General features: G+C 66.1%; 19 protein-coding genes. 13 read left to right on the top strand and 6 right to left on the bottom strand.

Going from position 1 to position 17,747, the window contains the following annotated elements:
- Window positions 1–5: 5 nt before the first annotated feature.
- Together RUH75_RS06600 and RUH75_RS06595 are read left to right on the top strand one after the other, a co-directional pair.
- Entirely contained in the window at window positions 6–1,001 is a 996-nt protein-coding gene (locus tag RUH75_RS06600) for an iron ABC transporter permease (RefSeq protein WP_313803384.1), read from the top strand.
- Entirely contained in the window at window positions 995–1,774 is a 780-nt protein-coding gene (locus RUH75_RS06595; protein WP_313803382.1) for an ABC transporter ATP-binding protein, read from the top strand. The genes RUH75_RS06600 and RUH75_RS06595 overlap by 7 nt, the downstream gene beginning before the upstream one ends.
- A 43-nt stretch (window positions 1,775–1,817) precedes the next feature.
- Here the strand turns inward: RUH75_RS06595 and RUH75_RS06590 are convergent, their stop codons facing one another.
- Complete coding sequence (locus tag RUH75_RS06590) at window positions 1,818–2,975, bottom strand: penicillin-binding protein activator (RefSeq protein WP_313803380.1); 1,158 nt, start codon at window positions 2,973–2,975, stop codon at window positions 1,818–1,820.
- Window positions 2,976–3,046: 71 nt separating this feature from the next.
- On the opposite strand from RUH75_RS06590, the gene rsmI reads away from it, so the two are divergent.
- The 4 genes from rsmI to RUH75_RS06570 are packed head-to-tail and all read left to right on the top strand — an operon-like array spanning window position 3,047 to window position 5,903.
- The gene (gene rsmI / locus RUH75_RS06585; RefSeq protein ID WP_313803378.1) at window positions 3,047–3,889 is read left to right on the top strand and encodes a 16S rRNA (cytidine(1402)-2'-O)-methyltransferase; all 843 of its coding nucleotides are present in this window, start codon (window positions 3,047–3,049) and stop codon (window positions 3,887–3,889) included.
- Window positions 3,886–4,239: a YraN family protein gene (locus RUH75_RS06580; protein ID WP_313803376.1), complete on the top strand. Its 354-nt coding sequence runs from the start codon at window positions 3,886–3,888 to the stop codon at window positions 4,237–4,239. Before rsmI ends, RUH75_RS06580 begins: the two co-directional genes overlap by 4 nt.
- Window positions 4,240–4,288: 49 nt before the next feature.
- On the top strand, window positions 4,289–5,263 hold the full coding sequence (gene gshB / locus RUH75_RS06575; protein WP_313803374.1) for a glutathione synthase: 975 nt from the start codon (window positions 4,289–4,291) through the stop codon (window positions 5,261–5,263).
- Between the two features lie 40 nt (window positions 5,264–5,303).
- A complete protein-coding gene (locus tag RUH75_RS06570) occupies window positions 5,304–5,903 on the top strand; it encodes a DedA family protein (RefSeq protein WP_313803372.1) in 600 nt (199 codons plus the stop codon).
- Window positions 5,904–5,915: 12 nt separating this feature from the next.
- Here the strand turns inward: RUH75_RS06570 and RUH75_RS06565 are convergent, their stop codons facing one another.
- On the bottom strand, window positions 5,916–6,812 hold the full coding sequence (locus tag RUH75_RS06565) for a tyrosine recombinase XerC (RefSeq protein ID WP_313803370.1): 897 nt from the start codon (window positions 6,810–6,812) through the stop codon (window positions 5,916–5,918).
- A gap of 90 nt (window positions 6,813–6,902) precedes the next feature.
- On the opposite strand from RUH75_RS06565, the gene RUH75_RS06560 reads away from it, so the two are divergent.
- Both RUH75_RS06560 and nadA read left to right on the top strand, forming a co-directional pair.
- Window positions 6,903–7,781: an MBL fold metallo-hydrolase gene (locus tag RUH75_RS06560; RefSeq protein WP_313803368.1), complete on the top strand. Its 879-nt coding sequence runs from the start codon at window positions 6,903–6,905 to the stop codon at window positions 7,779–7,781.
- Between the two features lie 145 nt (window positions 7,782–7,926).
- On the top strand, window positions 7,927–8,913 hold the full coding sequence (gene nadA / locus RUH75_RS06555; protein WP_313803366.1) for a quinolinate synthase NadA: 987 nt from the start codon (window positions 7,927–7,929) through the stop codon (window positions 8,911–8,913).
- 18 nt (window positions 8,914–8,931) lie between these two features.
- Here nadA and RUH75_RS06550 read toward each other — a convergent pair whose 3' ends face one another.
- Complete coding sequence (locus RUH75_RS06550; RefSeq protein WP_313803364.1) at window positions 8,932–9,417, bottom strand: SRPBCC domain-containing protein; 486 nt, start codon at window positions 9,415–9,417, stop codon at window positions 8,932–8,934.
- A gap of 88 nt (window positions 9,418–9,505) precedes the next feature.
- On the opposite strand from RUH75_RS06550, the gene nadC reads away from it, so the two are divergent.
- Window positions 9,506–10,369, top strand: a complete 864-nt coding sequence (gene nadC, locus RUH75_RS06545) for a carboxylating nicotinate-nucleotide diphosphorylase (protein ID WP_313803362.1) — start codon at window positions 9,506–9,508, stop codon at window positions 10,367–10,369.
- Between the two features lie 29 nt (window positions 10,370–10,398).
- On the opposite strand, the gene RUH75_RS06540 is transcribed toward nadC, so the two are convergent.
- A complete protein-coding gene (locus RUH75_RS06540) occupies window positions 10,399–10,821 on the bottom strand; it encodes a DUF4112 domain-containing protein (RefSeq protein ID WP_313803361.1) in 423 nt (140 codons plus the stop codon).
- A gap of 20 nt (window positions 10,822–10,841) precedes the next feature.
- Window positions 10,842–12,344, bottom strand: a complete 1,503-nt coding sequence (locus tag RUH75_RS06535; protein WP_313803360.1) for an ABC transporter substrate-binding protein — start codon at window positions 12,342–12,344, stop codon at window positions 10,842–10,844.
- 170 nt (window positions 12,345–12,514) lie between these two features.
- Here RUH75_RS06535 and RUH75_RS06530 point away from each other — a divergent pair, with 170 nt between their 5' ends.
- The 3 genes from RUH75_RS06530 (at window position 12,515) to RUH75_RS06520 (ending at window position 14,420) form a co-directional block, all read left to right on the top strand.
- Complete coding sequence (locus RUH75_RS06530) at window positions 12,515–13,453, top strand: right-handed parallel beta-helix repeat-containing protein (RefSeq protein ID WP_313803431.1); 939 nt, start codon at window positions 12,515–12,517, stop codon at window positions 13,451–13,453.
- 39 nt (window positions 13,454–13,492) lie between these two features.
- Window positions 13,493–13,696 (top strand): hypothetical protein, encoded by a 204-nt coding sequence (locus tag RUH75_RS06525; RefSeq protein ID WP_313803358.1) that lies wholly within the window; start codon window positions 13,493–13,495, stop codon window positions 13,694–13,696.
- Between the two features lie 115 nt (window positions 13,697–13,811).
- Window positions 13,812–14,420 (top strand): hypothetical protein, encoded by a 609-nt coding sequence (locus tag RUH75_RS06520; protein ID WP_313803356.1) that lies wholly within the window; start codon window positions 13,812–13,814, stop codon window positions 14,418–14,420.
- A gap of 84 nt (window positions 14,421–14,504) precedes the next feature.
- Here the strand turns inward: RUH75_RS06520 and RUH75_RS06515 are convergent, their stop codons facing one another.
- Complete coding sequence (locus tag RUH75_RS06515) at window positions 14,505–15,932, bottom strand: short-chain fatty acyl-CoA regulator family protein (protein ID WP_313803354.1); 1,428 nt, start codon at window positions 15,930–15,932, stop codon at window positions 14,505–14,507.
- A gap of 142 nt (window positions 15,933–16,074) precedes the next feature.
- Between RUH75_RS06515 and RUH75_RS06510 the strand changes: the two genes are divergently transcribed.
- The gene (locus RUH75_RS06510; protein ID WP_313803352.1) at window positions 16,075–17,667 is read left to right on the top strand and encodes an isocitrate lyase; all 1,593 of its coding nucleotides are present in this window, start codon (window positions 16,075–16,077) and stop codon (window positions 17,665–17,667) included.
- Window positions 17,668–17,747: the final 80 nt, after the last annotated feature.

The raw sequence follows: 17,747 nt of genomic DNA, 5'->3' as shown, positions 1-17,747 counted from the left end.
AAGCCATGAGCGCTCGCCGTCACCCCATGCTGATCCCCGTGCTGATCGCATCGATCCTGCTCGCCGCCTTCGGTTCCGTCACTCTCGGCGCCGTGCCGCTCTCCCCCGCGCGCATCCTTGCAGTCCTGACGGGCGGAGGCGACGATGTCGCGCGCGCCATCCTCATCGACCTGCGCCTGCCCCGCATGCTGCTTGGCCTGATCGTCGGCGCGATGCTCGGCCTGTCGGGCGCGGCGCTGCAAGGCTATCTGCGCAATCCGCTGGCCGAACCCTCCGTGCTGGGCGCTTCCAATGCCGCGGCCCTTGGCGCGGTCTGCGCGCTCTATTTCGGCCTTGCGCAAATGCACCCGCTCGCCCTCCCGGCGCTGGCCATATTGACCAGCCTGATCGGCATCGGCGCGCTGTTCCTGCTGGCCGGGCCGGCGGAAAGCCCGCTCACCCTGATCCTTGCCGGCATTGCCATCGCCACGCTGGCGGGGGCGGGGATCAGCCTGTCGCTCAATCTTTCGCCCAATCCCTTCGCGGCGATGGAGATCATGAGCTGGCTGATGGGAAGCCTGGAAAACCGCGCCTATGGTCATGTCTGGATCGCGCTTCCCTGCGTGGCGGTCGGCGCGGTGCTGCTGATGGCCGATGGCCGGACGCTCGACGCGCTGACCCTGGGCGAGGATGGCGCGCAGGCGCTCGGCATCGACCTCGGAAAAGCCCGCCTCCGCCTGATGCTCGGCGTCGCCATTGGCGTGGGTGGAGCGGTCGCGGTGTCGGGCGCGATCGGCTTCGTCGGCCTGATCGTGCCGCATCTGGTGCGGCCGCTCACCGACCGCTCGCCCTCTGCGATCCTCTTGCCTTCGATGCTGGGCGGCGCGGTTTTGCTGACGCTGGCGGATATCGGCGTGCGCCTGATCCCGACCGGCAGCGAACTCAAGCTGGGGGTGCTGACGGCCCTGCTCGGCGTGCCCGTCTTCCTGATCCATCTGATGCGGGAGCGGCGGCTATGGTGACGATCCGCGCGCAGGGGCTGTCCGTCCGCCTGGGTCGCCATCCGGCGGTGAACGGCATCGACCTTGATCTGGAGCCGGGCCAACTCGTCGGCATCATTGGCCCCAATGGCGCAGGCAAGTCCACGCTGATCCGCGCCCTGCTGGGCCTTGTGAAACGCGAAAGCGGCACCGTGCTGCTCGACGGCGCCGACATCAGCCACCTGGGCCGGCGGGAGATCGCCAGGCGCATCGCCTATCTGCCGCAAGGCCAGACCCTGCATTGGCCGTTGGCGGTCGAGCGGCTGGTGGCGTTGGGCCGGATGCCGCATCTGGGGCCGCTCTCGCGGCTCTCGGCAGGGGATGAGGCGCAGGTCGATGCTGCGCTCACCCGCGCCGATGTGCTGCATCTGAAGGGCAGGGTGGCGACCGAACTCTCCGGCGGGGAGCGTGCCCGCGTCCTGCTCGCCCGCGCTCTGGCGGTTGGCGCCCCTGCACTGATCGCGGACGAGCCGCTGGCCGCGCTTGATCCGGGGCATCAGATCGATGTGATGGACCTGCTCAAAGCCGAAGCGCGGGCGGGATCGCTGGTCGTCACCGTGCTGCACGATCTCGGCATGGCGGCGCGCTATTGCGACCGGCTGGTTCTGATGGATCGCGGCGCGCTGGTGGCGGATGGCGCGCCGCTGAAGGTGCTGACGGAGGCGAGCCTCGCCAGCGTTTATGGGATCAGCGCCTGTATCGACGCGGATCGCGACTGGCCGCTGATCCTGCCGATGGGGCGAATCAAGCCCTGAAACCCTCTACCGTCGTTCCCGCCTCCGCGGGGATGACGGAGGATTATTCCGCAAAGGCCCGAGGCGCCGGCGCCACTACCGCGAACGTCCCGGCCCCGATCTCCGAAACCTCCAGCGCGCGTTCGGCAATCCCGTCGCGGCCAAAGCGGAACGCCCCGTCGATCCCGGCAAAGCCGCCCGCGTCGCGCAGCCGCGCCGCCGGGAAGGTCGTGCCCGGCTTCCAGTCGCGCGCGATCCGCACGGTCAGCAGCACGGAATCATAGCCGAGCGCCGACAGCCGGAACGGCGCATTGCCGTAACGCGCCCGATATTTGGTCGCGAGCTGGCGATAGAGGGCATCCGACACGCTGGCGAACCAGGCGCCGCGCAGAACCGGGCTGGATGCGATCGCGCTGTCGGTGTTCCATAATTCCGTGCCGAGCAGCCGCGCCGCAGCGCCGCCATTTTTCCGCACGATCGGCGCGACCTGCATCGCCACGCGCCCGCTGTCTGCGATCAGCAGGGCGTCATAGCTGGACGAGGCCTGCAATTTCCTGACCGCCGCCGTGATCGACGTCGCAGTTCGGTCGAAGGTCTGCATCGACACGACCGTCCCGCCCGCGCCCTCCACCGCGCGCAGCAGCGAGGTGCCGGACCGCTCGCCATAGGTGCCCTTGGGCACCAGCGCGGCGAAGTGCGACAGTCCCTTGGCTCTGGCGAATGCCACGACGCGCTCGATCGACTGGTTGGGGTTATAGCCCATGATGTAGACGCCATTGCCGGCCACGCTCACATCATTGGAAAAGCTGATGACAGGCACGCTTGCGCGCGCCGCGATCGGCCCCACGATCCGCGCATCCTCCGCCAGCAAGGGTCCCAGGATCAGCTTGTTGCCGTCCGCCAGCGCCTTGTTCGCCGCCGCGGCCGCGCCGATGCCGGTATCATAGGTGGTGATCCGCACCTTGTCGGCCTTGGTATCCAGCAGCGCCAGCGTGGTCGCATTGGCGATCGACTGGCCCACGCCCGCATTGGGGCCGCTCATCGGCACCAGCAGCGCGACGCGGTGGCGCTGCGTGTCGGTCGGCAGGCCTTCGGTGACTTCCGGTCCGGTCTGCGCGGGACCGGTCGGCTGCGCCGGACCCGGCCCCTTGGGCACGATCGACTGACAGGCGGCAACCAGCAGGGCGGTGGCTGCGAACAAAATCCGCCCGGCGCGTTTCATCCCCAGCCCTTTTATCAAAGCGAACAAGTCCGCTTGCCGGGGGGCATCCGTCTCTGTCATCTGGCGTCCTTATGGAAACTGATACTTCTAGGCTTGAGGCAGGGCTTTACATCGTTGCAGGGCCGATCGGCAACCTTGCAGACCTTACCCCCCGCGCGGCGCAAGTCCTGCGGCTGGCCGATGTGGTCGCCGTGGAAGATACACGGGTCAGCGCGCGTTTGCTGCGCCATGCCGGGTCGGAACGGCCTATGGTCCCCTATCACGACCATAGCGCCGAAGGGGTGCGCGCCCGCCTGATCGAGCGGATGGCGAGCGAATCGGTGGCGCTGCTGTCGGATGCGGGAACGCCGCTGATCTCCGATCCGGGCTACAAGCTGGTGCGCGACGCCCGCGCCGCCGGGCGCAGGATCACGACGCTGCCCGGCCCCAGCGCCGCCATCGCCGCGCTGACTTTGTCGGGCCTGCCCACCGACCGCTTCCTGTTCATGGGCTTCCTCCCCTCCAAGCAGAAGGCACGCGGCGACGCCCTTGCCGAAGTCGCCGCCCTGCGCGCCACGCTGGTCTTCTACGAAAGCGGCCCGCGCCTTTCCGAAAGCCTCGCCGCCATGGCCGGGCATCTGGGCGACCGCGAAGCCGCCGTCTCCCGCGAGATCAGCAAGGCTTTCGAGGAAACCGCCACCGGCACGCTGACGGAACTGTCTGCCCGTTATGCCGACGCTCCGCCCAGGGGTGAGATCGTCGTCATCGTCGGCCCTCCGGGGGAAGCGCCCCCCGCCAGTGCCGAGGATGCCGACGCGGCCCTGATCGAAGCCATGGAACGCCTCCCTGTCTCCAAGGCCGCAGGAGAGGTCGCGAAAAAACTCGGCCTCGACCGCCGCGCCCTTTACGCCCGCGCCATGGAACTCAAGGGATGAAGAAACAGGCCGCCGAAAAGCGCGGACGGCAGGCGGAACGCATCGCGGGCTGGTGGCTGCGGCTCAAGGGCTGGCAGATCGTCGGCCGCCGCCTGCGCACCCCGGCGGGCGAGGTCGATCTGGTTGCCCGGCGCGGTAAAATGCTGGCCTTCGTGGAAGTGAAGGCCCGCGCCACCGCCGCTGACCTTGACCTCGCCATCGACGCACGCCGCCTCTCCCGCGTCGCGGCGGCGGCGGAAATCCTCTTCTACGATCTCGCAAAACCGGGCGATGACATGCGAATCGACGTGATGCTTCTTGCGCCGGGCCGTCCGCCACGCCATCTGGCCAATGTCTGGCACGGGGGGTAAAGGCTGCCTTCCGGTTTTTGGCCTGCACTGGAAGGAATCGAAAGCGCCCATGACCCAGCTCAACCCGCTCACCGTCGCCGTGCAGATGGACCCGATGGAGGGGATCAAGATTGGCGGTGATTCGACCTTCCACATCATGCTGGCGGCGCGGGCGAGGGGACACAGCCTCTATCATTTTCTCGCCACCGATCTCACCTACCGCGACGGCCGCGTGCTGGCCAGGGCGCGCCCGGTGAAGGTGCAGAAGGTCGAAGGCGACCATTATGTCTTCGGCGCGCCGGAAATGCTGGACCTCGGTCGCGACGTCGACGTGGTGCTGATGCGCCAGGACCCGCCCTTTGATTTGAGCTACATCACCGCCACCCATTTGCTGGAGCGGGTGCAGGCCGAAACCTTGGTGGTGAATGACCCCGCCTCCGTCCGCAACGCGCCGGAAAAGCTGTTCGTGCTCGACTATGCGCGCTTCATGCCGCCGACGATGATCACCCGCGATCTGGATGAGGTGAAGTCCTTCCTCGCCGAGCATGGCGAAGTGGTGGTGAAGCCGCTCTACGGCAATGCCGGCAATGCCGTCTTCCATGTCGGGCAGTCGGGCGCGAATCTCTCCGCGCTGGTGGAACTGTTCAAATCCTCCTGGGTCGAACCTTTCATGGTTCAGGCCTTCATCCCCGGCGTCGCGCAGGGCGACAAGCGCATCGTCCTGATCGACGGCGAAGTCGCGGGCGCCATCAACCGCATCCCCGGCGCGGGCGAAATCCGCTCCAACCTCGCGGTCGGGGGCTCCGCCGCCAAGACGGAGCTGACCGAGCGGGAACTGGAAATCTGCGCCGCCATGGGTCCGGAACTGAAGCGCCGCGGCCTGTTGTTCGTCGGCATCGACGTGATCGGCGGCGAATGGCTGACGGAGATCAACGTGACCTCGCCCACCGGCATCGTCTCGATCGACGCCTTCAACGGCACCGACACCGGCGGCATGATCTGGGACGCGATCGACGCCCGCCTGGCCGCGCGGGCAGCGGCTTGAAATCCTTCTGCCATCCCCGCTTCCGCCTGCATGACGTGCCGTGACCGACTGGGTTCTGCGCCTGATCGATGCGGGCGGCTATTGGGGCATCTTCGCCCTGATGGTGATCGAGAATGTCTTCCCGCCCATCCCCTCCGAACTCATCATGGGGATTGGCGGCATCCGCGTCGGGCAGGGGCGGATGGACATGGGCTGGCTGCTGCTCGCGGGGACGCTCGGCACCACGCTCGGCAATTATTTCTGGTATCTGATCGGCCATGTGCTGGGTTTCGGCCGGTTGAAGCCGATCATCGACCGCTATGGCCGCTGGGCGACGCTGGAATGGAAGGATGTCGAGGCGCTCGACCATATTTTCGGTAAATATGGGCAGATCGTGGTGTTCGTCTTCCGCTTCCTGCCCGCCTTCCGCACGATGATCTCGCTGCCCGCCGGGCTGTTCCGCATGGGGCATGTCCGCTTCCTGCTCTGGACCTCGGGCGGGGCGCTGGTATGGAACGTCATCCTGGCCTATGCGGGCTTCATCCTCGGCCAGAATTTCCGGGATATCGACAAATATGTCGGCCCCGCCGCCACCGTCTGCGTGATGGGCGCGCTGGGCTTCTATCTCTGGCGCCTCGCGACGTGGAAGCCGCGCGGCTAGGGATGGATCACCCTAAGCGCGGGGATGCGCGTTGCGGTAGACGTCGAGCAGATGCGCCGCATCCACCTGCGTATAGATCTGGGTCGAGGACAGGCTGGCATGGCCCAGCAATTCCTGCAACGATCGCAGGTCCGCTCCGCGCCCCAGCAGATGCGTGGCGAAGCTGTGCCGCAGCGCATGCGGCGTCGTCCGGTCCGACAGCCCCAGCCTGCCCCGCGCGCCCTGCACCGCGCGCCGGATCAGGGCAGGGGAGAGCGGCCCGCCCCGCGCGCCCCGGAACAGCGGCGCATCCTTTTCCACCGCAAAGGGGCATAGCGCGACATAGCGCTCCAGCGCCTGCCGCACCTGTGGCAGCAGCGGCACCTGTCGGGTCTTTCCGCGCTTTCCGGTCACCCGCAGCGTTTCGCCAAAGGGCAGCACCGCCCCGGTCAGCCCCATCGCCTCCCCGATGCGCAGCCCGGCCCCGTAGAGCAGCAGCAGCACCGCCCAGTCCCGCGCGCCGATCCATTCCTCCCGTGCCGTTTCGGCTATATCCTCGGCCAGCGCCACCGCCTCGTCGGGCGAAACCGGCCGGGGCAGCCCGCGCTTGACCCTTGGCCCCTTGAGCGGCGGCACGCGCGCGTCCTCGCCGCCGACGAATTTCAGGAAACCCCGCACCGCCGACAATTCCCGCGCCGCCGAGCCATTGCCGATGCCGTCCATCCGCCGCGCCGTCAGGAAGGCGCGCAGGTCGGCCTGCTCCAGCCCCCCCAGCATCGTGGCCGTCACGGCTTCGCCGCGATGCTCCTCCAGAAAGGCGATCAGCCGTTCCGCCGTCGCCACATAGGCACGCACGGTGTGCATCGAGCGCCGCCGGTCGAGCGCCAGATGCCGCCGCCACTGTTCGCAAAGATCGCCGTTACCCGTCATCCGGCCGATGATAGGGCATGGTCGCCATAAACGGAATCCCCTGCGCTTCGCCCTTGAAAACCACGCTGAAATGGGCACATGAGGGTGGTTATGGCACCTCCTTTCGATCCGTCCGATCTTCCTGCGGGCATGCTGATGCAGCTTTCCCGACGGGTGGGACGCGTGCTGGCGCCCAATCCCTCGCCCTTCACCTATACGGGCACGCAGACCTATCTGGTCGGCACGGAAGAGCTGGCCGTCATCGATCCCGGCCCGGACGATCCGGCCCATCTCGCCGCGCTGCTGGCGGCGATTGGCGGCCGCCCGCTGAAGGCGATCCTGTGCACCCACACCCATCGCGATCACAGTCCCGCCGCCGCGCCCCTTGGCGCGCGGACCGGCGCCCCGATCATTGGCTGCGCGCCGCTGACGCTGGAGGATGATGGTCCTCGCGCCGACGCCGCCTTCGATGCCGCCTACCGCCCCGACCGGGTGCTGAAGGATGGCGAGCAGGTGACGGGCGCCGGCTGGACCCTGGAAGCGGTCGCGACCCCCGGCCACACTTCCAACCATCTCTGCTTCGCGCTGCGGGAGGAAGGGGCCTTGTTCACCGGCGACCATGTGATGGGCTGGTCCACCAGCGTCGTTTCGCCGCCCGATGGCGACATGACCGCCTATATGGCCTCGATGCAGCGGCTGCTCGACCGGGATGACGTGCTTTATTATCCCGCTCATGGCGAACCGGTGGAAAGCCCCCGGCGGCTGGTGCGTGGCATGATGGGGCATCGCAAGCAGCGCGAAGGCCAGATCCTGCGTTTCCTGGAACGGCATGGCGCGTCGGAAATCCCCCATATGGTCACGGAAATGTACAAGGGCGTCGATCCGCGCCTGCACAGCGCGGCGGGCCGTTCCGTGCTCGCCCATCTGATCGACCTCGACGGGCGCGGCATCGCCGCCGCGACGGGGGACGGGCGATGGCAGCTGCGCTGAAACACCACGGAGGGCTGATCAATGCCGCGCGTCAGCCGCAAGGCGGCGGGACCCATGGGACGTCGCCACGCCGATCAACGAGGTACTGGCCAACAGGCGCCACGCCCGCTAGGGGCGCGCATGGAGGCCGAGAGGAGTGAGGCACATGACTGCGATGACCACTATCCCGCAGGGGATCGACCTGCGCGCGGAGATCGACCGGCTGCGCAAGGAACGCAATGCCGTCATCCTCGGCCATTATTATCAGAAGCCGGAAATTCAGGACCTGTCGGATTTCGTCGGCGATTCCCTTGAACTGTCGCGCAAGGCGGCGGAGACGGATGCGGACGTCATCGCCTTCTGCGGCGTGCGCTTCATGGCTGAAACCGCGAAGATACTCTCGCCGGAAAAGATCGTCGTGCTGCCTGACATGGACGCCGGCTGCTCGCTGGAGGACAGTTGCCCTCCCGCGCAGTTCAAGGCCTTCCGGGAGGCCCATCCCGACCATATCGCCCTGAGCTACATCAACTGCTCGGCGGAGGTGAAGGCGCTTTCCGACATCATCGTCACCAGCTCGTCGGCGGAAAAGATACTCTCGCAAATCCCCAGGGAACAGAAGATCATCTTCGGCCCCGACAAGCATCTGGGCGGTTACCTCGCGCGCAAGCTCGGCCGCGAAATGCTGCTCTGGCCGGGCGTCTGCATCGTGCATGAGGCGTTCAGCGAAACCGAACTGCTGAAACTGAAGGCCCAGCATCCCGACGCGCCCATCGCCGCGCACCCGGAATGCCCGCCGCATATCGTCGACCATGCCGATTATGTCGGCTCGACCAGCGGCATCCTCGAATTTTCCAAGAAGATGGCGGGCGACACGCTGATCGTCGCCACCGAGCCGCACATCATCCACCAGATGCAGAAGGCGGTGCCGGAAAAGACCTTCATCGGCGCGCCCGGCGCGGACGGCAATTGCAACTGCAATATCTGCCCGTACATGGCGCTCAATACGATGGAAAAGCTCTACCTCGCCCTCCGCGACCTCCAGCCGCGCATCGAAATGGACGAGGAACTGCGTCTCGGTGCGAAGAAGAGCCTCGACCGCATGCTGGAAATGGCGAGCGGGACGGTCGGCCAGGGCGATCTCGGCAACCGCTGAACGGAAGGGGCGAGGGGCTCAGCCCCCGCCCATCTCGCCGACCAGGCCGCCAACGACCCCTTCCAGCTGATCCAGCCCGGAATTCGTTCCTTCCTCGAAACCCTGTCCCAGATAATCATCCCGCATCGCCTTGTTCTGGAAAACGGTGTGATGGGTCAGCAGCGTCCGCCCTTCGGCATCCTCGGCAAGGCTGATCGTCGTCACCATCACGGGCGATCCGGGCGCCTCGAAGCGATTGTCGTATCGGATGCGGGCGTTGGGCACGATCTCCAGATAGGTGCCGCCAAAGGGCGGCCCCAATTCCCCCTCGTCGCTGGTCATCTGGAAGCGGAAGCGCCCGCCTGCGCGAAAATCCATCTCGCATTTGGTGAGCGGCCAGCCGACCGGCCCGAACCAGCGTTTCACATGCGCCGGATCGGCATGGGCGGCAAAGACCAAATGGGCAGGCGCATCGATCAGCCGCGTGATGAATATCTCGCGGACGGATTCGGGTTCGTCGCTCATGCTTCCTCTCCTCAAAACTGCCGTTCAGCCGGTCCATCACGCGGCAGGGGCTGTCAACCACCGGGCGACTATGCCACATCGCTCGGCCATGACTGCTGATTCTTCCACCTTTTCGCTCCCCGGCTTCAACCTTGACGCCTTTGTCGCCGCTACCCTTGCCGAGGATCTGGGGCCGGATGGCCGCGATGTCACCAGCGAGGCGGTGATTCCCGAAGACGCGCTTTTCGACGGGGTGATGGACAGCCGCGACGCCGTGACGCTGGCGGGATTGCCCATCGCCGCCGCCTTCTTCCGCGCGCTCGACCCGGATGTGGAAATCGAGTTGCTGAAGCAGGATGGCGACCGCGTATCGGCCGGCACCGACATCATGCGCATCCGGGGCAAGGCCCGCGCCATGCTCACGGCCGAGCGGTCCGCCCTCAACACCGTTCAGCATCTGACCGGCATCGCTTGCCTGACGCGCGCCTATGTCGATGCGATCCTGGGCACCGGCGCGACCCTGCTCGACACGCGCAAGACCATTCCCGGACTGCGCGTCCTTGAAAAATACGCAACCCGGCAAGGCGGCGCGACCAATCACCGCATGGGCCTGTGGGACGCGGCGATGATCAAGGACAATCACGTCGCCGTCGCCGGATCGGTCGGGGAAGCGGTGCGCCGCGCCGCCGCCGCCGGGATCGGGCGCATCATCGTGGAGGTGGATCGCATCGATCAGATCGAACCCGCCCTGGCGGCGGGCGCCACCCATTTGCTGCTCGACAATATGGACGCTGCTACCCTGCGCGGCGCGGTGACATTGGTGGGCGGGCGCGTGCCAACCGAGGCGTCGGGCGGCGTGACGCTGGACACCATCCGCGCCAGAGCGGAAACCGGGGTCACCTATATCAGCGTCGGTCGTCTTACCCAGTCGGCCCCGGCCGCCGATATCGGGCTGGACTTCGCCTTTGGCTGAATACGGCACTGCGGCAAGCGGATGGCATCCTAACCCTCGACAATCGCCGTCGAGGGATGATGCCGATCCAGATGCCTGCGGATGATCCGCAGATTCCTGCTATTGGACTTGTAGAAGAAGTCGAAAACATCCCCGGCAAAGGGGATGGCGCCGATCAGCGTATCGAAGCCGACATTGGCCGCCATCCGCGTGAGCTGCCATTTCGACATGCCCAGGTTCCGCGCTTCCCACACGATCCACGCGCCCATCGCCGCCGTGGCGAAATCGCCCACCACCGGAACCAGCCCGATCAGGCTGTCCAGCCCGACGCGCCGGTTGGTTCCGGGAATGACGAACAGCCCTTCCAGCAGAGCTTCCATCGCCTGAATCCGCTTGCGCACCGAAGCGGGGTCCCGGCCGAATCCGGGCATGTCGCGCACCATCCGATCGAACTGGTCCTGCGAAACTGCCATTCTTCTGTCCTCCAGAACCCCTAATTGGTGCTCCTGAACAGATGGTTCAATGGGTGTCGCGCCCGCGGGGAGGCCATGAAGCCGGTCAGCCGCCGCGCCACCAGCGACCAGCGGACCGGCGCCCCCAGCGCGATGAAGCCGTTATGCGCCTGCATCAGCGCCTCGGCCTGCGCCACGCGCGCCATGCGTTCCGCCAGGCTGCTGGAAAGGCTTGCCGCCTGCAACTGCGCGTCCGCCTCCGCCGAACAATGCACTTTGCGCGCGCAGCCGATCCGTCCCAGATACCAGAGCGCGCTGTCATAGGCCGCGACCTCGTCCACCAGCCGCAGATCGGCATCCTTCTCCATATCGACCCGTTCCACCGCCAGTCCGATCATGCCGAGGTCATGCCGCACCAGCCCGAACAACAGGGTGGAACCCGGTCCCTTGGGCAAGGCCACGCGCAGCACCGGCGGATCGCCATTCTCACTATGCCACCGCTTCATCACAGCCTGCCCCTGCGCCCGGCGATCCTCCAGCGACAGACCCGTCCAGTCCGGCGCGGCGGGCGGCCCCGGCAGGTCGATCTGTTCCGGCACGATCTGCTCGGTCGTGGCCCAGCCGCCGACGGGAAACATGGCCGGCAACTGGCTGCGGTCGATCGCCATGTTGATCGCCCGGCGCACGCCGGCATCGTCCAGCAGCTTGCCCCTGTCCCCATCCTGACCCGTCACCGCCAGCCCCAGCAATCCCTGCACCGGGTCGATCCGCACATCGTCGCGATCGACCCCGGCGGGCACCAGCAGCGGCAGGTCGGAAAAGCGCCCGCCCAGCACCAGCGCCGCCTGGCCCTGCTGGAAGCGGGTGATGGCCAGCGCCGCCCGCTCCGCCCGGACGATCCGCTTTTGCCAGGCGGGGACCGGCAGTTCATCCCCCGATTCGGTCGTCGCCCGCTCGACCGGCATCAGGATCAGGGCCCTGCCCCGCATTTCCTTTCGGTAGGGCCCGGTTCCCCCGTCGCGCGACAGGATCGCCATTTGCGGCTGGGCCAGCATCTGCAACACATAGGGGCGGGGCGCGGCAAGCCGGATTTCGATCACCTCGCCGGTCATCGCCACCACATCCCGCACGGCGTCCAGCGGGCCGTCCGGGTCCAGCCGCCGCAACGTCTCGATCCTTGCCATCAGCAGCCGTCCGACATCCTTGGCCGTGACCCTGCTGCCGTCCGGCCAGAAAGCGCGGCGCAGGCGGAAAATATAGCTGCGCCCGCCATCCTCCACGATCCAGCGCTGGGCGAGGGCCGGCAGGATTTCCCCGCTGGCGTCGAAGGCCACCAATCCCTGCGCGGTGGTTTCCAGAAACAGCTTCGATCCCGGATCTGGCAGGTTTTCCAGCGGCTTGGCGAAATCGGCGGGGGTGCCGACGACGCTGACCGTCACCGTCCCGCTGCCCTCGTCCGAACAGCTGGCCAGCATCGCTGCCGCAAGGATGATCGCGACAAGGGCGAGGCGGGCAGGAAGCTGGCGGGGGCGGGCGAAAATCATGGGCGGACAAGGCTTAACCCGCCAGCGCGCCCGCGCCAACCGCCATGACGCCCCATCCGCATGCGGAATGACCCGGAACGCCCATTGGCATCTGTCCCATAGCGGAACAGGATTTTGTTAACCATGACTCGGCATTGGCCGCCCCCATGCGCGCGCCTATACCTTTCGATATGCGCTTCTTCTCGACCATCCTGCTCGTGTCCGCGGCCGTCACGGCTACCGCGCTGGCGCAGGGCGTCACCTCGCCCTTCACCGTGGCCGAGAGCGGGCGCGGCTATGCGACGCTGAACGACGCGATAAAGGCGATTGGCGACGGCCGGGGCACGGTGCTGGTGGCGCCGGGCAGCTATGCCCAATGCGCGGTGCAGCAGGGCGGCGATGTCACCATCCGCGCGCAAAGGCCCGGCACGGCGATCCTTGACGGCGTCGCCTGTGAACAGAAGGCGGCGCTGGTGCTGCGCGGCCGGTCAAGCACGGTCGATGGCCTCATCTTCCAGAATCTGCGCGTGCCCGATGGCAATGGCGCCGGCATCCGTCTGGAAAGCGGCAATCTGACGGTCGCCAACAGCCTGTTCCGCAATAGCGAGGAGGGCATTCTGACCGGCGACGCGCCCGGCAACAGCGTGCGGATCGACAGGTCGACCTTCCGCCATCTGGGCCGCTGCGACCGTGATCTGGCCTGCGCCCATGGCATTTATGTCGGCCGTTATGGCAGCCTGTCGGTCACCCGATCCCGCTTCGATCAGGGCAATGGCGGTCATTATCTGAAGACCCGGACCCCACGCGTCACCATTGCCGACAACAGTTTCGACGACAGCGCGGGCCGGCTCACCAATTATATGATCGACCTGTCCAATGGAGCCGGCGGCACGATCCGCGGCAATGAAATGGTGCAGGGCCGGGACAAGGACAATTACAGCGCCTTCATCACCATCGCGCCTGAAGGCCGCGAGCAGGACAGCGCGAATCTCTCGATCGCGGACAACAGCGCCTCCTTCGTGCCGGGACTCCAGCGAAGCAGCAGTTTCGTCGCCAATTTCACGGACGATGCGGTGAAGATCGGCCCGAACCGGCTGGCGAACGGCATCAGGGTCACGGACCGGCGTTGACCGCTTGCGTTACGGCGCGCGGCCTCCGATAATCCGCCGATGCGCACCACCTATAGTTCGGCCACCGTTCGCCTTTACCATCTCAGCGATGCCGATGGCGGCGGCGCGGCGACGACGCTGTTCTACGGCCCCCTGAACGAAGCCCTGCTACTCGCGGAGCAGCAGCCGCAGGACGTGCAGGACGGCCTGTTCCTTGCCACGGACAATGACGTGGTGGCTTATCTCGATCTTATAGAGAGTTAGCTTTTCTTGCCTTCAGGCGCCGCGACGAAGCCGGAACAAAGCCCGCCAACGCTGGTTGATCCCGCGATGGCGGCGGGCGTCGTGCGGCTTTGACAGCCGTGAGGAGAGAGATGTCATGGTCACTCTGACCCCGCTGGAAGTCGGACTGGCGCTTCTGGCCCTTATTCTGGTCGTTTCCATCACCATCATGGTCGTCAATAACCGCCGCCGCGCGAATCTGCGCGCCAAATTCGGCCCGGAATATGGCCGAACGGTCGAAATGACCGGCAACTCGCGGAAAGCCGAAGCCGAATTGCATGAACGGGAGAAGCGCGTCGCGGCCTTCACGATCCGCCCGCTCTCGCCGCCGCAGGCGGATGCCTTCACCGATGCCTGGGTGCGGGTGCAGGCGCAGTTCGTCGACGATCCCCAGGGCGCGGTGTCGCGCGCCGATGTGCTGCTGACCGAAGTGATGGAGGTGCGCGGCTATCCGATCGCCGATTTCGAACAGCGCTCCGCCGATCTTTCGGTGGACCATCCCGAAGTCGTTCAGAATTACCGTTCCGCGCACGACATTGCGGTGCGCCATGCGCGGGGCGAAGCCGATACCGAAGACCTCCGCCGGGCGATGATCCATTATCGCGCGCTCTTCGACGATCTGGTCCATGAGCCGGTCGATCACCGCATGGCGCCCACTGTCTCACGATTGAGGCAGGATGATTTGCGCAGGCCCGATCTGCGCTGAACCTAAAAAGGGGCGGACGGGTCCGGCACAGGTCAGCCGGACCCGCCATGTTCAGCCGTCAGCCCAATCACCCATCGGCCCGGATTACCCATCCGCAAAGCCGAAGGGGGCGTGGGTGCGCCGGAAATCCTCCGGCAGCATGTCGCGCCCGATCGGCGGCGCGGATCGGGCCATGCACTGGCTGCGATGGCACAGACGGCAGGTGACGCCTATCGGGGTCGGCTCGGACGGCGTTTCGCCTGCCGCATAGATCAGCCGATGGGCATGCTCCGCCGCGCAGGCAAGCGCGATCGCCCGCTCGATCCTGGGCGCCCCCCAACCGCCGCCGCCTGCCGTCACCGTCCGCGCGATGGAAAAGAAGCGTTGGCCGTCCGGCAATTCCAGCCATTGCGTCAGCACCTCGCGTGGGCGCTCAAAGGCATGGTGAACCGACCAGAGCGGGCATGATCCCCCATGGCGGGCAAAGGGAAACCCCGCGCTGTCGAGCCGCTTGCTGACATTCCCCGCCTGATCCACGCGCAGGAAGAAGAAGGGTACGCGCTCCTGTCCCGGCTTTTGCAGGGTGGTCAGGCGATGCGCGGTCTGTTCGAAGCTGGCGCCGAACTGCCGCGCCAGCGCCTCCACATCATAGCGCCGCGTCTCCGCCGCCTTGGCGAAGGCGGTATAGGGCATCAGGATCGCCGCCGCTCCATAGGCGGCCAGGGCGCGCCGGGTCAGCCGCCGCCCGCTTTCGCTGGCAAACTGGCCGTCCTTCAGCACCGCGTCGAAATCGCGCCGCATCTCCAGATAGGCGATTTGCAGCGCGAGCTGGAAACTGGTGCTCGCCCCATCCAGCGCATCGTCCAGCAGCACGGCGTCGCGATGCCGGTCCAGCCGCCGCATCGATCCTGCCATCACATCGGAAGGCAGCCGCCGGACCCGCAGATTATGCTTCGCCTTCAGCCAGCCGGCCAATCCTCCAGCGGACAACCCGCCTGCCGCCTCGACCTCATGGGCCAGCTTCTCGCCCGCATCGTCCAGCAGCGGAAAGCTGTTCCGCCGCGCGCCCAGAAAGCGCCGCGATTCGGCCACCGGATCGGGCGCCTCGGCGGTGTCCGCGCGCTCCGTGTCCCCTGATCCGGCGTCCCTGTCGGCAAGGGCCAGCTGCTCCTCGCGATAGGCGGTGTGCAGCCGCAGCAGAGCCTCCGTAATGCCCGGATAGTTGACCGCCACGTCCCCCGTGGCCAGCGCGGGCAGGTCGATATCCGCGAACATCGGGTCCTTCAGCACCGCCTGCAACCGCGCGGTCTGCTCCGCGCCGCCATCGCCCGCCAGCTCGCTCATGTCCATCTTGTATGTGCGGGCGAGGCGCAACAGCATGTCGGCGGTCAGGGGCCGTTGGTTGCGCTCCAGCAGGGCGACATAGCTGGCGGAAATCTCCAGGTCCGCGGCCATGTCCGCCTGGGTCAGCCCCAGTTCGCGCCGCAGCCTGCGAAGGCGCGGACCCATGTAAACCGGACGATCCTTGGCCATTTGTCGTGCGCTCCTGTGCAGCCTTTACAACTTTACATGCAAATCTTGTAAAGTTCTACAACTGAACTTCGCAACCTCTGCCGCGGCGCACAAAAGGCGATTAGGCCAGTTTCATACCCATAGAGCGACCAAGGATTTGAGCATGACCTACCAACAGGAAATCACGAAGGCTGGCACGACCATAAGCGGTCAGGGCCATTGGGATGGCATCGCGCCCGAATCGGTCGCCCGCATGCGCCTTCAGAACCGTTTCCACACCGGTATCGACATCGCCCGCTACACGGCCGGCATCATGCGCCGCGACATGGCGGCCTATGATGCCGATCCGGCCAATTACACCCAGTCGCTGGGCTGCTGGCACGGCTTCATCGGTCAGCAGAAGCTGATCAGCATCAAGAAGCATTTCGGCACGACCAAGGGCAAATATCTCTACCTTTCCGGCTGGATGGTCGCCGCGCTGCGCAGCGAATTCGGTCCGTTGCCCGACCAGTCGATGCATGAAAAGACCAGCGTTCCGATGCTGATCGAGGAACTCTACACCTTCCTCAAGCAGGCCGATGCCCGCGAACTGGGCATGATGTTCCGCGACCTCGACGCGGCCCGTGAAGCCGGTGACGAAGTCAAGGCGCAGAAGATTCAGCAGGATATCGACAATTACGAAACCCATGTCGTCCCGATCGTCGCGGACATCGATGCGGGCTTCGGCAATGCCGAGGCGACCTATCTGCTCGCCAAGAAGTTCATCGAGGCGGGCGCCTGCTGCATCCAGATCGAGAATCAGGTTTCGGACGAAAAGCAGTGCGGCCATCAGGACGGCAAGGTCACGGTTCCGCATGAGGACTTCCTCGCGAAGATCCGCGCGGTCCGTTATGCCTTCCTCGAACTGGGCATCGACGACGGCATCATCGTCGCGCGCACCGACTCGCTGGGCGCGGGCCTGACCAAGCAGATCGCCTACAGCAAGGAAGATGGCGATCTGGCCGACCAGTATAACAGCTTCCTCGACGTCGAGGAGGTCACGGACATCGCCACCCTGCGCGGCGACGTCGTCCTGGCCCGCGACGGCAAGCTGTTCCGCCCGAAGCGCCTGCCGTCGAACCTGTTCCAATTCCGCTCCGGCACCGGCGAGGATCGCTGCGTTCTCGACTGCATCACCTCGCTCCAGAACGGCGCGGACCTGCTGTGGATCGAAACCGAAAAGCCGCATATCCAGCAGATCGCCGGCATGGTCGACCGCATCCGCGAAGTCGTCCCCAATGCGAAGCTGGTCTATAACAACTCGCCGTCGTTCAACTGGACGCTGAACTTCCGTCAGCAGGTGTTCGACGCCTGGGCTGCCGAGGGCAAGGACCTGAGCGCCTATGACCGCGCCAGGCTGATGAGCGCCGATTATGACGCGACCGACCTGGGCCGTGAGGCCGATGAGAAGATCCGCACCTTCCAGCGGGATGCCGCTGCGCGGGCCGGCATCTTCCATCACCTCATCACCCTGCCGACCTATCACACGGCGGCGTTGTCGACCGACAATCTGGCGAAGGAATATTTCGGCGAGGCGGGCATGCTCGGCTATGTCGAGGGCGTCCAGCGCAAGGAAATCCGTCAGGGCATCGCCTGCGTCAAGCATCAGAACATGTCGGGTTCCGACATTGGCGACGACCATAAGGAATATTTCGCGGGTGAAGCGGCGCTGAAGGCGGGCGGCATCCACAATACGATGAATCAGTTTGCGGCCTAAAGGCCGCGGGGAAACCAGTTTGCGGCCGACAAGCCGCTGACCGATCCGGATCGTGGGCGACACTCCCGCGATCAGGGTGG

It is taken from the genome of Sphingobium sp. (assembly GCF_032153725.1).
Taxonomy (GTDB): Bacteria; Pseudomonadota; Alphaproteobacteria; order Sphingomonadales; family Sphingomonadaceae; genus Sphingobium.
The sequence above is the reverse complement of the archived record's forward strand: the minus strand, read 5'-3'. Positions and strand labels throughout refer to the sequence as shown.

Bases quoted from the DNA above. Each gene is read 5' to 3' on its own strand.
- RUH75_RS06600 (WP_313803384.1), top strand. From the start codon at position 6: ATGAGCGCTCGCCGTCACCCCATGCTGATCCCCGTGCTGATCGCATCG.
- RUH75_RS06595 (WP_313803382.1), top strand. From the start codon at position 995: ATGGTGACGATCCGCGCGCAGGGGCTGTCCGTCCGCCTGGGTCGCCAT.
- RUH75_RS06590 (WP_313803380.1), bottom strand. From the start codon at position 2,975: ATGAAACGCGCCGGGCGGATTTTGTTCGCAGCCACCGCCCTGCTGGTT.
- rsmI (WP_313803378.1), top strand. From the start codon at position 3,047: ATGGAAACTGATACTTCTAGGCTTGAGGCAGGGCTTTACATCGTTGCA.
- RUH75_RS06580 (WP_313803376.1), top strand. From the start codon at position 3,886: ATGAAGAAACAGGCCGCCGAAAAGCGCGGACGGCAGGCGGAACGCATC.
- gshB (WP_313803374.1), top strand. From the start codon at position 4,289: ATGACCCAGCTCAACCCGCTCACCGTCGCCGTGCAGATGGACCCGATG.
- RUH75_RS06565 (WP_313803370.1), bottom strand. From the start codon at position 6,812: ATGACGGGTAACGGCGATCTTTGCGAACAGTGGCGGCGGCATCTGGCG.
- RUH75_RS06560 (WP_313803368.1), top strand. From the start codon at position 6,903: ATGGCACCTCCTTTCGATCCGTCCGATCTTCCTGCGGGCATGCTGATG.
- nadA (WP_313803366.1), top strand. From the start codon at position 7,927: ATGACTGCGATGACCACTATCCCGCAGGGGATCGACCTGCGCGCGGAG.
- RUH75_RS06550 (WP_313803364.1), bottom strand. From the start codon at position 9,417: ATGAGCGACGAACCCGAATCCGTCCGCGAGATATTCATCACGCGGCTG.
- nadC (WP_313803362.1), top strand. From the start codon at position 9,506: ATGACTGCTGATTCTTCCACCTTTTCGCTCCCCGGCTTCAACCTTGAC.
- RUH75_RS06540 (WP_313803361.1), bottom strand. From the start codon at position 10,821: ATGGCAGTTTCGCAGGACCAGTTCGATCGGATGGTGCGCGACATGCCC.
- RUH75_RS06535 (WP_313803360.1), bottom strand. From the start codon at position 12,344: ATGATTTTCGCCCGCCCCCGCCAGCTTCCTGCCCGCCTCGCCCTTGTC.
- RUH75_RS06530 (WP_313803431.1), top strand. From the start codon at position 12,515: ATGCGCTTCTTCTCGACCATCCTGCTCGTGTCCGCGGCCGTCACGGCT.
- RUH75_RS06525 (WP_313803358.1), top strand. From the start codon at position 13,493: ATGCGCACCACCTATAGTTCGGCCACCGTTCGCCTTTACCATCTCAGC.
- RUH75_RS06520 (WP_313803356.1), top strand. From the start codon at position 13,812: ATGGTCACTCTGACCCCGCTGGAAGTCGGACTGGCGCTTCTGGCCCTT.
- RUH75_RS06515 (WP_313803354.1), bottom strand. From the start codon at position 15,932: ATGGCCAAGGATCGTCCGGTTTACATGGGTCCGCGCCTTCGCAGGCTG.
- RUH75_RS06510 (WP_313803352.1), top strand. From the start codon at position 16,075: ATGACCTACCAACAGGAAATCACGAAGGCTGGCACGACCATAAGCGGT.